Below are 13708 nucleotides of genomic sequence, written 5' to 3'. Positions count from 1 at the left end.
TAATTGCTTCGGCGTGTCGGAAAGTTGTCGCCCGCGAACGGGAATCGGCCGGAAATGTTGCGAGATGGTCTCGGCGAAGTCACGGATCGGGCAAATAGCGGCGCGGGTGGTGGAATGGACGATCCGAGTGGGTATTCGGGCAGATTGGGTGCCTTGGGTCGGCAGCGACCCTCGGGTAGGAGACCGGCCTGCGCGGCGCGGATGCGAGACTGGTCGAATGTTGCGGATCGGCCTCACCGGAGGCATGGGAGCGGGCAAGTCGACGGTGGCGCGGATACTCGCTGACCGCGGCGCGGTGGTCATCGACTCCGACGTGCTCGCACGCGAGGTGGTCGCGCCGGGTACCGAGGGGCTTGCGGCACTGGTCGAGGCGTTCGGCTCCGACATACTCGCCTCGGACGGCAGCCTGGACCGGCCCGCGCTCGCGGCAAAGGCATTCGGCAGCGACGAAGCGCGCGCGACATTGAATTCGATTACGCATCCATTGGTAGGAAAACGAACCGCTGAACTCATCGGTGGCGCGGCACCGGATGCGATTCTCGTACAAGATATTCCATTACTGGTGGAAAACGGTCTCGCGCCACTGATGAATCTTGTTCTTATCGTGGACGTACCCGAGGAAATTCGAATCCGGCGGCTGGTGGAATTCCGCGGTGTTTCCGACGCCGATGCGCGGGCGCGTATTGCGGCACAGGCCACCGACGAGCAGCGGCGCGCGGTGGCCGATGTACTGCTCGACAACAGCGGCGCCCCGGACGACATCGTTCCGGTGGTGCACCGGCTGTGGGACGAGCGCCTGGTGCCCTTCGAGCGCAACCTGCGCACCGGCACGCCCGCGCGGCGACCGGATGTGCGCATCGTCGCGCCGAACCCGGAGTGGCCGGTCCAGGCGCAACGGCTCATCGCCCGGCTCTGGGTGGCCTGCGGTCCGGCCGCGTCGCGAATCGACCACATCGGCTCGACCGCCGTGCCGGACCTTCCCGCCAAGGACGTGATCGACCTGCAGATCACCGTCGCCGACATGGCCGCGGCCGATGGCTTACGCACTGCGCTCGGCGCTGCAGGCTTCCCGGTCAAAGCCCATGTCACGCACGACAATCCCAAACCGACGAGCGCGGATCCGGCCGGGACGAACATCGACCTGTGGGCCAAGCGGCTGCACTCCAGCGCCGACCCGGGTCGGCTCGCCAATGTCCATGTCCGGGTGGCGGGTTCACCGGGACAGCGGTTCGCGCTGACCTTCCGGGACTGGCTGCGTGCCGACGCCGCGGCCCGCGCCGAGTACCTTGAGGTGAAACGCGAGGGCGAGGCCAAGGCGGCAGGGCTGACCGGCGTGGAGTCGACGCTCGCTTATCTCGACGTCAAGGAGCCGTGGTTCGACGCTGCCTACGCCCGCGTCCTCGTCTGGTGTGACCGTAACGGGTAGGCCGGGCACGACAGACGACGTTCGGGCTCAGTGCCGGTGCGACGCCGACAGCAGTGTCTCCAAGCGCTCGAAGGTCTGGCCCCAGCCTTCCCGTGCTCCGTCCTCCGGACTCAGCGGTCCAGAGGCGAGTAGATGGAATGTCATGGTCGTCTTGCCTTCTTCGGTGTCGGCGAAGGTCACCGTGGCGACCGATTCGTTGGCGACGTTGCCGTCGCCGGTCGGATCACCCCAGGTGAATACCAGTCGCTCGGGCTCGACGATCTCGCGGAAGACTCCCACGCTCGGATATGTCGTGCCGTCCGTGTCCGCCACCATCACCGAGTCGTAGCGGCCACCGACCCTCGGTTCGACGACGATGCTGTCGCGCGGGGTCGAGAAGCCGTGTGGTCCAGCCCATTCGGTGAGCTGATCGGGGTCGAGCCAGGCCTGGAAGACCAGTTCGCGTGGTGCGTCGAAGACGCGGACAAGGGTGAATTCGCGGTCGCTCATGGTGCGGAGTCCTCTCAGGACATCGATCGGTGCTGTGGGGGAAGTGTTGTCAGGAGTCGTGCTCGGGGTGCGGGACTTCGCTGTCCTGCCCGGTCATCCAGTCGGGTGCGCCGGTGGGAAAACGGCTTTGGAAGTCCATGACGCCGACCCAGTTGGGCCGAACGACAATTCGCTCCATCCTCGGAGCCATTCCGGTCAGGAAGTCGAGGTAGCCGGCGACCGCCTCGTCGCCGCCCTTGCGCATGGCCGCGGCGTATTCCGATGCCAGGCCATCGATCTCGTGCACCTCGGCGCGACCGCGGATCAACAACACCTCCGGCGGTGCGGAGTTCGTGTCGATCGTGATCGCGACGTCGGGGCGGGCACGCAGTGATTTCGCCTTCTTCGACGGTGCGAAGCCGGTCATGACGATCTCGGTGCCGTTCCACCAGAAGTTGATCGGCAGCACCCGCGGGGTGCCGTCGGCGGCGGTAAAGGCCAGTCGCGCAGGTATATTCGCCGCCAGGAGTCGCTGAGCGATCGGGGTGTCGAGCAGGCGCACATCGCCCTGCGGCAGCCGCATGGTGTCGGTCGTCTCGGTCATATCTGTCTGTCCTTCTTCTGTATCCGTTGCAGATGTTCGTCGAGGCGGTCGAAGCGGCCGTCCCAGAACTTCCGGTAGCGGTCCAGCCAGTCGGTGGCCTCGCCGAGCGGCGCGGCCTCCAGTCGGCATGGGCGCCATTGCGCGTGCTGTCCGCGGGTGATGAGCCCGGCGCGTTCGAGCACTTTCAGGTGTTTCGAGATCGCGGGCAGGCTCATGGCGAACGGTTCGGCGATCTCGGTGACGGTGGCTTCGCCGTCGGCGAGGCGGGCAAGGATGGCGCGCCTGGTCGGGTCCGCGAGTGCCGCGAAGGTCCTGCTGAGTTCGTCGTCCGTCATGGCTTATTTAACCACCTAGCTAATTAACTGACAGGTTAAATAGTGGGCCTGGGACCAGCCGCTGTCAAGGGAAGCTCGAGAAAAGCGCTACTGCCAGGTGAGGGTGATACCGAGGGTGGCGAGCCAGCCTTCGAGGGAATGGCCGTTGGCGGCGATGCCCTCGATCGTCGTGGCCGCGTGCTCGATCGCGGCCTGTGTCTCGGTGAAGCCGATCAGTCCCGCGGCATGGGCGGCCAGCAACTCGTCCACGTCGAGTAGCTCGGTGTCGCGGCCGGACCGCACCACGATGTCGAGGTAGTGGTCCACCGATTTCCAGGTGCTCGGCCCGACCTGGGTGAACTCACCGAGATCGACGTAGTAGTCCTGATCGCGCTGGTGCTCGGGGTGGTAATGGAAGACGGTGACGCGGATGGACAGCTCGGGTAGCAGCCACGACTCGATGTAGTGGAACTGCGGATGGTCGGAAACACGCGCCATGTACAGGCCCCATGGCTGCGCGCGGAACTGCTCGACCGGCCGGACGAACCCCTTCGGATCCGTGTTGGTCTGCGCAGCGAGGTCGAAGTACTCCACCTTCGGGCGATGCACGTCCACTGATGGTGCCTGTGTCATGCACACAGAATCTACCGCCGCGGGGCCCGCGTCGAGTGCTGCGGTGGTGGCGTCCGCTACATCCAGCTCAGCACGATGCCATGCGAGGCGAGCCAGCGTTCGACATCATGGTCGTGCGCGGCAAGGCCGTCCATCGCGGTGGTAGCCCGCTCGAAGGCGCGGTGCGCATGCGCTGTGTCGATCAAACCGGCCGCGTGGGCGGCCAGTAGGTCTTCGACACCGCGCAGCTCGGACTTGCGCCCGCCCTGCACCATGATGTCGAGGTAGTGGTCGATCGCTTTCCAGCGCTTCGGTTCGACCTTCGTGAATTCGCCGATGTCCAGGCAGTAATCCTGCCCTCGGTGATGCGCTGGGCTGCGGTGGGTGATCGTCGCGCGGATCGACAGCTCCGGCATCAGCCACGACTCGACGTAGTGGAACTCCGGCCCGCCGACCGTCCTGGCCATATACAGGCCCCACGGCTCGACGTGATAGCGCTCCACCGACCGGACGAAGCCCCGTGCGTCGGTATTGGTCAGATCGGCGAGATTGAAATACTCGATCTTCGGTCTGGCGGGAGCGGGCGCGGCGAGCGGCCCAGGTGGTGCGGTCGCGAGCCTGGCGGTCAGTTGACCTGGTGCGACCCCGCGCATGTCCCTGGCGACGTATCCGGCTATCCCGGTCATTGCAGGCACTGCGGCGAGCAATGGAATCAGAGCGCTCATGGCGTCTTCCTTCACCCTGTACCGATAACACCCTGTACCGATAACCAAATCAGGCTACACCCGTCGCCTACACCCGTCGGGGTGCCCGCGCTTTCTCTGGGAATGTGATGAATATCGTTGCAGCAACGGACATTTCGGGCAAGTAACAAGTTGTGCACCGATGCTTGCCGGTAGCGGTGAACGGGAACTCCCATGGCGCTGTCGGTAATGTCGTGACCACGGTCCTCGACCCGGCGCTTTCCCGCTGAATACCGCCGCCGGGAATCTGTCGGTGGCTGGGCCTAGGCTGGTGAGCATGGCATTCGCAACCGAAATCCCAACGGAAGGCTTCGAGGACAGGGCCGGTGGGACGCCGCTCGCGCATTCCGAGTTCAGGCCGGTCGGTGAGATCGAGCGCGCCGACGGCCGATTCGAGGTCGTCAGCGACCACAAGCCCGCCGGTGACCAGCCTGCTGCGATCGAAGAGTTGGAACGCAGGATCAGGGCGGGCGAGCGTGACGTGGTGCTGCTGGGCGCGACCGGCACCGGTAAGTCGGCGACCACCGCCTGGCTGATCGAGCGGCTGCAGCGCCCGACGCTGCTGATGGCGCCGAACAAGACCCTCGCGGCGCAGCTGGCCAATGAGCTGCGAGAGATGCTGCCCAACAATGCCGTCGAGTACTTCGTCTCGTACTACGACTACTACCAGCCCGAGGCGTACATCGCGCAGACCGATACCTATATCGAGAAGGACAGCTCGATCAACGACGATGTCGAGCGGCTGCGCCACTCGGCCACCTCGAGCCTGCTCTCGCGCCGCGACGTGGTGGTGGTCGCGTCGGTGTCGTGCATCTACGGTCTCGGCACCCCGCAGTCGTACCTGGATCGGTCGGTGCAGTTGGAGGTCGGCACCGAGCTCGACCGCGACGCGTTCCTGCGACTTCTGGTCGACGTCCAGTACACCCGCAACGACATGTCGTTCACCCGCGGCTCGTTTCGAGTGCGCGGCGACACCGTCGAGATCATCCCCTCCTACGAGGAGCTCGCGGTGCGTATCGAGTTCTTCGGCGACGAGATCGAGGCGCTGTACTACCTGCACCCGCTGACCGGTGATGTGGTCCGTCAGGTCGATACGGTACGAATCTTCCCGGCCACCCACTACGTGGCAGGTCCGGACCGGATGGAGCGCGCGGTCGGCGATATCGAGAAGGAGCTGGAGGAGCGGCTTGCCGAGCTGGAACGCCAGGGCAAGCTGCTCGAGGCGCAGCGGCTGCGGATGCGCACCCAATACGACCTGGAGATGATTCGGCAGGTCGGGTTCTGCTCCGGCATCGAGAACTACTCGCGACACATCGATGGGCGCGCGGCGGGCACCGCACCCGCAACGCTGATCGACTACTTCCCCGAGGACTTCCTGCTCGTCATCGACGAGTCGCACAACACCGTGCCGCAGATCGGCGGCATGTACGAAGGCGATATGTCGCGCAAGCGCAACCTGGTCGAATACGGCTTCCGGCTGCCGTCCGCGGTCGACAACCGACCGCTCACCTGGGAGGAGTTCGCCGATCGGATCGGGCAGACCGTATATCTATCGGCCACGCCGGGTCCCTACGAGCTGGGGCAGGCCGGCGGCGAGGTCGTCGAGCAGGTGATCCGGCCGACCGGACTCGTCGATCCGAAGGTCGTGGTCAAACCGACCAAGGGGCAGATCGATGACCTGATCCACGAGATCCGCCAGCGCACCGAACGCGACGAACGCGTGCTGGTCACCACCCTCACCAAGAAGATGTCGGAGGACCTGACCGACTACCTGCTCGGCCTCGGCATCCGGGTGCGCTACCTGCACTCCGAGATCGACACGCTGCGTCGAGTGGAACTGCTGCGGCAGCTGCGGCTGGGCGAATACGACGTGCTCGTCGGCATCAACCTGCTGCGTGAGGGCCTCGACTTGCCGGAGGTGTCGCTGGTCGCGATCCTCGACGCCGACAAGGAAGGCTTCCTGCGCAGCACGACGGCGCTGATCCAGACCATCGGCCGCGCGGCGCGCAATGTGTCCGGCGAGGTGCACATGTACGCCGACAAGATCACCGACTCGATGCGGTTCGCGATCAGCGAGACCGAGCGGCGCCGGGCCAAACAGGTTGCCTACAACGAAGAGAAGGGCATCGACCCACAGCCGCTGCGCAAGAAGATCGCCGACATCCTGGATCAGGTGTACCAGGAGGCCGACGACAGCGAGGTGGCCGTCGGCGGCTCCGGGCGTAATGCCAGCCGGGGCCGCAGGGCCCAGGGTGAACCGGGCCGCGCGGTGAGCGCTGGTATCTACGAGGGCCGCGACATCAAGTCGATGCCACGGGCGGAGCTCGCGGATCTGGTCAAGGAACTGACCGCGCAGATGATGAGTGCGGCAAGGGATCTGCAGTTCGAGCTGGCCGGACGGCTGCGCGATGAAATCGCGGACCTCAAGAAGGAACTGCGCGGCATGGACGCCGCCGGGCTGAGTTGAGGCCCGGCGGTGCGCTCAAGCCTGCGTTGCCATCCATTCGTTGACGCGGCGGTCGGCTTCCTCGCGGGAGACGTTTTCGACCTTCGTCAGCACCGCCCAGCGGTGACCGAACGGATCGATCACGACACCGAACCGATCGCCGGTGACGAAGGTCTGCGGTTGTTCCGCACTGCGGGCGCCGTTTGCGATGGCGCGCTCGATGACTCCGTCGACGTCAGGGCAGTAGTGCACGATCGAGGTGTGCACCCATTCGCCGTTCGGGGCGAGCACATTGTTGTCGGGGATGGGCATGCCCAGCTGCAGGGTCGAGTCGCCGATCTTCAGTTCCGCGTGCGCGGGCTGGCCGTCGGGCAGGTCGCTGCGGCTGAGCACTTCCGCGCCGAAGACCGTGGTGTAGAAGTCGATGGCTTTGTTGCCGTCGGGTACCGCGAGAAAGCCCGTGATCGAGTGGTAGCCGTCGGCGATGGGGTTCACTGTTTCGCTCATGCCGATAACCCTCGTCGATCGTGTGACGAGGGTCTTGTAAGAAAGCGACACCATGCCAGGGGACGCTGACCAGGTGTCCACCGCACCGGAACCGGCCGATGTCCCGGCACTCGACGACGTGAAGGGGATCCTGCACCCGGACGAGCAGGCCAGGCATCGATCGCTGGCCCGGCTGCCGGCCGGACCCGACGTAGGCCGGTTCGTCGAGTGGTATTGGTCGGTGCGCTGGGATTTGCGTGGCCGTCCGCCGTACTACGCCGAAGTGCTGTCGTATCCGTGTGTGAATGTCACCTTCGAGCGGACCACGACTCGCACGGGCGGTTTCGTCAGCGGCGTGTCCACGACCAAATACATCCGCGAACTCAGCGAGGCGGGGGAGGCCTTCGGCGTCCGCTTCCGTGCGGGCGGCTTCGGCGCCTTCACCGGACTGGACGTCGGCTCGTTCCGCGACGCGGCGGTCCCGCTGACCGAGGTGCTGCCCGCGGCCGAGGGGCTGACCGAGCGAGTGCTCGCCGTGCCGTCGGACCAGCAGCGCCGCACCATCATCGAGGATTTCTTCGCCGGTCACCAGACAGCCGACGACCCGAACTATCGACTCGTACTACATATCGTCGAGGCAATGGAACGCGACCAGGAATTGACCAGAGTCGATCAGGTCACCGAACGGTTCGACGTGCCGATCCGTACCCTGCAGCGGATTTTCCGCAGATACGTCGGGGCCGGACCGAAATGGGTGCTGCGCCGCTACCGACTGCAGGACGGCGCCGATCTACTGGCGCGCGGGCACATCGAAGATCTGGCCGCGCTCGCCGCGCACCTCGGCTACTTCGATCAGGCGCATTTCTCTCGTGAGTTCGCCGCTGAGGTCGGAATGGCTCCGCTGGAATACGCCAAGAATTCGATACGCTCGCGGAACGAGGTCACTTCGAGAGTTCTTCCTACCGGAAATTATCCGCGGAGCTGACAAAGAAATAAGACCTCGTGTACCCATTGCCGACGAGGGAGCAGGACATGGACGTCGTGGTTTTGATCGGGCGGGTGCTTTTCGTGGTGTTGTTCCTCGGCTCGGCCTTCGGGCATTTCACGCAGACCGACGCGATGGTGGGATACGCGCAGAGCCGCGATGTGCCGTTGCCGAAGGCGGGCGTGCTGGTCTCCGGTGTATTGATGGCGGTCGGTGCGTTGAGTGTGCTGCTCGGGGTGTGGGCGGATCTCGGCGCGCTGCTGCTGGTGATCGTGCTGTTGTCGACCACTTTCCTGATGCACCGGTTCTGGTCGGAGACCGATCCGGAGACCAAGCAGGGCGAGATGATCCATTTCAACAAGGATCTCGCGCTCACCGGCGCCTCGCTGATGCTGTTCGCCTTCTTCGCGCATGTCGACGAACTCGGATTGACCATCACCAAGCCGCTATTCCATCTCGGATGAGCGCCTTCGTGCCGGTGCCGGGTGGTGGCCGATGAATGTGATGAATCTCCCAGGCGCGCAAGAACGTTCGCGCCGGTTGTGATCGATCACAGAACTCGGGTCGAGAAATTGAATCCGCCCTGGTCGGTTAGGCCATCGGGCATTCGCACGGTGAACCGGTGTTGCGAATGCGCGAACACCCTGAGTGTGATGTGTTGCGATTTCTGATATTTCCGGCGGTTTTGCCGCTAGGGTCGAGCGCAGTCGCCGCGCCGGTGCCACGACTCATGGTGCCACCGGACGTAGGCACCTGACCACCGCATAGTTGGAGGAGAGATGACCGCCTACCGGACCATTGTCGTCGGTACCGATGGCTCGGACTCGTCGTATGTCGCCGTCGAGAAGGCCGCCGCGCTGGCGGGTGACGGGGACACGACGCTGGTCGTGGCCTGCGCGTATTACCCGACCGACGATCGCGATGTCGCGGCTGCGGCCGATGTGCTCAAGGACGAGGCATACCAGGTCCGCGGCTCAGCGCCGACCAACGAGATCCTGCGCACCGCCAGGGACAAGGCCACGGCCGTCGGCGCCAAGAACATCGTCGAGCGCTCCATCGTCGGCGAGCCCGTCGAGTCGCTGCTCGCGCTCGTCAAGGAGGTCGAGGCCGACCTGCTCGTCGTCGGCAATCGAGGCCTGAATACCCTGGCGGGTCGCCTGCTCGGCTCGGTGCCCTCCGACGTCGCCCGCAAGTCGCGCTCCGACGTGCTGATCGTGCACACGGTGCGCTGATAGTCGGTCCGCACCAGCGCCACCGACACCCGATCTGTCGGTCTGGGCCGAGAGACCGAACCCCGTTGTTCCAGCTCGAGCCGGAACAACGGGGTTCTTTCGTATGCCGCCCCTAGGCCAGTGCGTGCAGCACCGGCGGTAGGTCTCCCGTGTGGATTATGCCGAGGCGCTGGGTCGCGCGAGTGAGCGCGACATACAAATCGTTCAGCCCCCGTGGCGACTCCGCGAGGATCTGCGCGGGCTCGACCAGATATACCGCATCGAACTCCAGGCCCTTGACGTCGTGCACCGTCAGTACCCGAACCGATTCGCCCGCCAGCTCGGCGAAATCCGGGACCATATCGTGCGGCGCGATCACCGCGGTGGTGCCGGGCCCGGTCTCGGTGGCCACCAAGCGTTCGACTTGGCTGCGCAATCGGCTCGCGGTGACCGCGTAGGCACGCGGCGGCTGTTCGGCCTCCCGCACCGATCGCGGCGCCGCCGCGGTGGGGTCGATCGCGGCGAGCACGTCGGCGGCTATGTCCATGATCTGCGCCGGGGTCCGGTAGTTCACCGTGAGCTCGGTCAGCTTCCAGCGTTTGGCCACATAGGGTTCCAGCATGGTCTGCCACGACGAGGCGCCTGCCGGGTCACCGGTCTGCGCCACGTCGCCGACCACGGTGATCCAGCGATTCGGGATGCGGCGCATCACCATTCGCCAGGCCATTTCCGAAAGTTCCTGCGCCTCGTCCACGATTACGTGGCCGTAGGTCCAGGTGCGGTCGCCCGCGGCACGTTCGGCGGTGGTCTGACTGGCGCGCACGTTCTGGCGTTCGGCGAGCTGGCTCGCGTCGATAAGGTCGTAGGCCATCAGGATCTCGGGATCGAGTTCGTCCTCCAAATCCTGTGGCGCCGAACCGGTCAGGATGTCGAGCGCGTCCTGCGCCTCGGCCAGCTGGGTACGCCAGCGTCGCCGCGCGCGTTCGCGTTCCTCGGTGTCGTCGACGCCGAGCAACTCGGCGAGCTCGTCGAGTAGCGGCGCGTCGGCCGCGCTGTATTCGCCGTTGTCCGGCCGCACCAGCTCCGCTCGGTCGGCCGGGTCGAGGCTGCCCGCCACGCGGTCGAGCCGCTTCGGGTCGGCCAGTAGGTCGGCGAGCACGTCCTGTGGTGACAGGATCGGCCAGAGTCGGCCGATGGCCGCCTGAATCGCGGGATCGGCGCGCATCTCGTCGCGGATTTCGGCGAGATCGGTTCGGCTGAGCAGGCTTTGGCCGCCGGACAGGTCGGCGCCCATGGTCTCGGCCAGCTGTTCGGTCAGTGCGTCGAGGACCGAGCTCGCGAAGATCGGCCTGGCCAGGTTGTGCGGGCGGCGCGAGGAGCGGGCCCGGCCGCGGGCGCGGGTGGTGATCTTGCGGTCCAGGGTCACCGGGTAGCCGTCGAAGGTCAGCCGGATCGGCTCGGCGGGTATTTCCTGCCGGTCGCGCACCGCCTGCTTGAGTACCTCGAGAATGGCGAGCGAGCCCTTGACCTCACCGGCCCGCAGTGAGTCCTCCCTGGTGGCCTTCACTCCCGGATACAGGTCGCCGATGGTGGACAGCAGCACGCCGGTCTCTCCGAGCGAGGGCAGCACCTGGCCGATGTAGTCGAGGAAGGTGGCGTTCGGGCCGATGATCAGCACGCCGGACTTGGCCAGCTGCTGGCGGTAGGTGTAGAGCAGGAAGGCCGCGCGGTGCAGGGCGACGGCGGTCTTGCCGGTGCCGGGACCGCCCTGCACCACCAGCACGCTCTTGTGCTCGGAGCGGATGATCGCATCCTGCTCGTGCTGGATGGTCTCGACGATGTCGTTCATATGGCCGGTGCGTGCGGCATTGAGCGCCGCGAGCAGCGCGCTCTCGCTGCCGACGCCGCCATCCGTGCCGGTGATACCGGCATGGTGCGCCGCTTCCAGATCGAGGTATTCATCGTTGATCGCGGTGACATTGCGATTGCGCGAGCGGATGTGGCGGCGGCGGGTCACACCATCGGGCGTTGCGGTGGTCGCCAAATAGAACGGCCGGGCCAGCGGCGCACGCCAATCCAGCAGCAGTGTCTCGTAGTCGTCCTTCTCGTCGAGGATGCCGAGCCTGCCGATGTAGCGGAACTTGCCGTCCTGATCACCGTCGTGATCACCATCGAGGTCGATCCGGCCGAAACACAGGCCGTGTTCGGCGGCGTCGTATTTGGCCAGGTCTTCGTGGTAGAGCGCACTGAACGATTCACGTTCACTGCGTGCCTGCGGGGTGCCGCCGGTTTCCAGCAGAACGGTGCGCAACCGGTTGTTGGCATAGTCGCGCATGCCGTCGAGCCGGTCATACAGCACAGACAGGTATGCCTGCTCGTGCTCGATCTCGCGGTTCCGCTCGGGTGCGCCGTCATGTGCGGCACGATCCTGACCGCTTGCGACTGCTTGCAGGTCGCTCGAAACGGCCTGTAGACGGTCGGGCAAACTGAACTCCTTGTCACCGCGATGAGCCTGCGCACTCGCAGAAGACGAGTGCACGCGAAACGCTGTAGAAAACAGAGTTGTCGAGTCTACTGCCGGTTCGGTGTGCTCGCCGTAACCGCAGGTGAGGTATGTGGTGTCGCGTCGCCCACTACCGCGACGAAGTGCTGCACCACCGGGAACGGGTCATAGAAGTGGTGCAACAGCTGCTTCCAGCGCGTATACCCCGCGGAGCCGTGAAATCCGTCGACGTGGTCTTCCAGGCGCTCCCATGCCACCAGCAGCAAATACGTGTCGGGTGTCTCGATGCCGCGGGAGAGCGACAGCGATCGAAATCCGGGCATCGACGAGATGATCGGCCTCGCCTCGGCGAAGGCGGCCTCGAAGTCCTCGGCCTGATCGGGACGGACGGAAAGCAGTGCGTGTTCGAGAATCATCGATGACCTTCAGGAGGCGTGGGTGTTGTTCGGCCTGCGGCCCAAGGTGGTGCCGCTTTCCCGGTGGCCGGCGGGCTTGGCGCGGTACATCGCCAGGTCCGCGTCGTGCAGGACCGCCTCCGGCGTCCGGTGGTCGCCCGGTGTGAGCTCGGTGGCGCCGATCGAGGCGTTCACCTCGATGCGGTGCCCGCGCGCGATGATCGGTTCGGCCATCGACGACCGCAGCCGCGCTACCAGCGTCTCGACGTCGACCCGCCGGGACGGGCCGGACAGCAGGACAAGGAACTCGTCGCCGCCGAGCCTGCCGACCAGGTCGTCGCCGCGCAGTGCGCGCTGCAGCCGCTGCGCGACGATCTGCAGCACGGTGTCGCCGATCGCGTGTCCGAGGGTGTCGTTGATCGCCTTGAACCCGTCCAGGTCGATGAACAGGACCGTCGATACCGGAAGCGTCTCGCTGGTGGCCAGTGCGCCGGCGAGCTGGGAAAGGATCAGCGAGCGGTTGGCCAGTCCGGTCAGCGAGTCGTGGGTGGCCTGGTACTCCAATTGCCTTCGGCTGGCACGGAATTCGGTGATGTCGGCGAAGGAGGATACGGCGGGGGAGTCCGGGTTGCCCGGGTTGAGCAGACGGCTGCTGCCCGATAACCAGCGCCGCTGCCCGTCCTGCCGGTCGACGCCGAAGATGTAGCCGGTAATGGTCTCGCCGGTGGCCAGGGTCCGCGCGATCGGATGACGAGTCGAGGGCAGCGGCTGCGCGTTGGCGTCGAGCAGCACCAGCGGCAGTTCGTCGATGGCGACGCCGACGAGATCGCCGGTGCGTTCGTCGGTGCCGAAGATGCGCTGGGCCGCCGGATTCGCCGATTCGATACAGCCGTGGCGGTCGATGACCACGACGCCCTCTTCCAGTTGGGAGACCACGGTGGTGAAGTGCTGCTCCGCGCGCCGCTGCGCGTCCTCCGCGGCACGCTGCGCGGTCAGGTCGTGCACGACGACCTGGTAGGCGAGATGGTTGTGCCAGGCGGTGAGCACCGACACCGTCTCGACCGGGACGGTGCCGCCGTCGAGACGCAGCAGCGTCATCTCGGCGGGATCGGAGGCGTCGCCGGAGTGGGTCAGCGTGCTGATGCGCTCGAGCATGCCGAGCACCGACCGTGGATGAACGAATTGGGTGAGCGGCTGACCGATCACTTGGTCGACGCTGTCGGCGGCGAGCATCCGCACCATGGCCGCGTTGACGTAGACGACGGTGCCGCGCTCATGCACGCAGATGCCGTCCGGGGTGTGTTCGACCAGGGACTGGTAGCGCTGTGCCAACTGATCGGCGCCCACCGCGCCGTCTGCCTTGTCCTCACCCACTCGAACCCCCGATCGTCGACCCGGTCATGGCCATTGGAACATGGGATTATTCTGGTATCGACGTGTACAAGATCACACCGTCCACGCTATTGCTTCGATCACAGTTCGGGCACTTCATCGGGCCGTATCTGATGATCATTA

14 protein-coding genes are annotated in these 13708 nt (G+C 65.7%); 5 read left to right on the top strand and 9 right to left on the bottom strand.

Translation table 11 applies throughout. From position 1 onward, the window contains the following. The first annotated feature begins 217 nt into the window (after window positions 1-217). Window positions 218-1426: a dephospho-CoA kinase gene (gene coaE, locus ACFQZZ_RS12775; RefSeq protein WP_378678732.1), complete on the top strand. Its 1209-nt coding sequence runs from the start codon at window positions 218-220 to the stop codon at window positions 1424-1426. 27 nt (window positions 1427-1453) lie between these two features. On the opposite strand, the gene ACFQZZ_RS12770 is transcribed toward coaE, so the two are convergent. From ACFQZZ_RS12770 to ACFQZZ_RS12750, 5 genes are all read right to left on the bottom strand, one after another. Next, window positions 1454-1915 (bottom strand): SRPBCC domain-containing protein, encoded by a 462-nt coding sequence (locus ACFQZZ_RS12770; RefSeq protein WP_378678729.1) that lies wholly within the window; start codon window positions 1913-1915, stop codon window positions 1454-1456. Between the two features lie 49 nt (window positions 1916-1964). Beyond that, complete coding sequence (locus ACFQZZ_RS12765) at window positions 1965-2498, bottom strand: pyridoxamine 5'-phosphate oxidase family protein (protein WP_378678726.1); 534 nt, start codon at window positions 2496-2498, stop codon at window positions 1965-1967. After that, a complete protein-coding gene (locus tag ACFQZZ_RS12760; protein WP_378678723.1) occupies window positions 2495-2833 on the bottom strand; it encodes an ArsR/SmtB family transcription factor in 339 nt (112 codons plus the stop codon). Before ACFQZZ_RS12760 ends, ACFQZZ_RS12765 begins: the two co-directional genes overlap by 4 nt. Before the next feature lie 87 nt (window positions 2834-2920). Beyond that, window positions 2921-3445, bottom strand: coding sequence for a DUF402 domain-containing protein (locus ACFQZZ_RS12755; RefSeq protein WP_378678721.1), 525 nt, complete (start codon window positions 3443-3445; stop codon window positions 2921-2923). 56 nt (window positions 3446-3501) lie between these two features. Further along, window positions 3502-4149 (bottom strand): DUF402 domain-containing protein, encoded by a 648-nt coding sequence (locus ACFQZZ_RS12750; protein ID WP_378678718.1) that lies wholly within the window; start codon window positions 4147-4149, stop codon window positions 3502-3504. A gap of 295 nt (window positions 4150-4444) precedes the next feature. On the opposite strand from ACFQZZ_RS12750, the gene uvrB reads away from it, so the two are divergent. Beyond that, window positions 4445-6634 carry an excinuclease ABC subunit UvrB gene (gene uvrB, locus ACFQZZ_RS12745; protein WP_378678715.1) on the top strand — a complete coding sequence of 730 codons (2190 nt, stop codon included), beginning with the start codon at window positions 4445-4447 and terminating at the stop codon, window positions 6632-6634. Between the two features lie 15 nt (window positions 6635-6649). On the opposite strand, the gene ACFQZZ_RS12740 is transcribed toward uvrB, so the two are convergent. Further along, window positions 6650-7120: a VOC family protein gene (locus ACFQZZ_RS12740; RefSeq protein ID WP_378678712.1), complete on the bottom strand. Its 471-nt coding sequence runs from the start codon at window positions 7118-7120 to the stop codon at window positions 6650-6652. Window positions 7121-7172: 52 nt separating this feature from the next. On the opposite strand from ACFQZZ_RS12740, the gene ACFQZZ_RS12735 reads away from it, so the two are divergent. The 3 genes from ACFQZZ_RS12735 to ACFQZZ_RS12725 all read left to right on the top strand — a co-directional run bounded on the left by ACFQZZ_RS12735 (window position 7173) and on the right by ACFQZZ_RS12725 (window position 9316). Further along, the gene (locus ACFQZZ_RS12735; RefSeq protein ID WP_378678710.1) at window positions 7173-8084 is read left to right on the top strand and encodes a DUF6597 domain-containing transcriptional factor; all 912 of its coding nucleotides are present in this window, start codon (window positions 7173-7175) and stop codon (window positions 8082-8084) included. 47 nt (window positions 8085-8131) lie between these two features. Next, window positions 8132-8548: a DoxX family protein gene (locus ACFQZZ_RS12730; protein WP_378678707.1), complete on the top strand. Its 417-nt coding sequence runs from the start codon at window positions 8132-8134 to the stop codon at window positions 8546-8548. Window positions 8549-8863: 315 nt separating this feature from the next. Beyond that, complete coding sequence (locus ACFQZZ_RS12725) at window positions 8864-9316, top strand: universal stress protein (RefSeq protein ID WP_378678704.1); 453 nt, start codon at window positions 8864-8866, stop codon at window positions 9314-9316. Window positions 9317-9428: 112 nt separating this feature from the next. Here the strand turns inward: ACFQZZ_RS12725 and ACFQZZ_RS12720 are convergent, their stop codons facing one another. The 3 genes from ACFQZZ_RS12720 to ACFQZZ_RS12710 form a co-directional block, all read right to left on the bottom strand. Further along, entirely contained in the window at window positions 9429-11681 is a 2253-nt protein-coding gene (locus ACFQZZ_RS12720; protein WP_378680489.1) for a HelD family protein, read from the bottom strand. A gap of 185 nt (window positions 11682-11866) precedes the next feature. After that, window positions 11867-12214 carry an antibiotic biosynthesis monooxygenase family protein gene (locus ACFQZZ_RS12715; protein WP_378678701.1) on the bottom strand — a complete coding sequence of 116 codons (348 nt, stop codon included), beginning with the start codon at window positions 12212-12214 and terminating at the stop codon, window positions 11867-11869. 9 nt (window positions 12215-12223) lie between these two features. Next, window positions 12224-13567 (bottom strand): diguanylate cyclase domain-containing protein, encoded by a 1344-nt coding sequence (locus tag ACFQZZ_RS12710; RefSeq protein ID WP_378678698.1) that lies wholly within the window; start codon window positions 13565-13567, stop codon window positions 12224-12226. Window positions 13568-13708: the final 141 nt, after the last annotated feature.

The sequence above is a fragment of the Nocardia sp. GCM10030253 genome, from assembly GCF_042675075.1.
Lineage (GTDB): Bacteria > Actinomycetota > Actinomycetes > Mycobacteriales > Mycobacteriaceae > Nocardia.
This window is presented reverse-complemented; position numbering and strand designations above follow the sequence as displayed.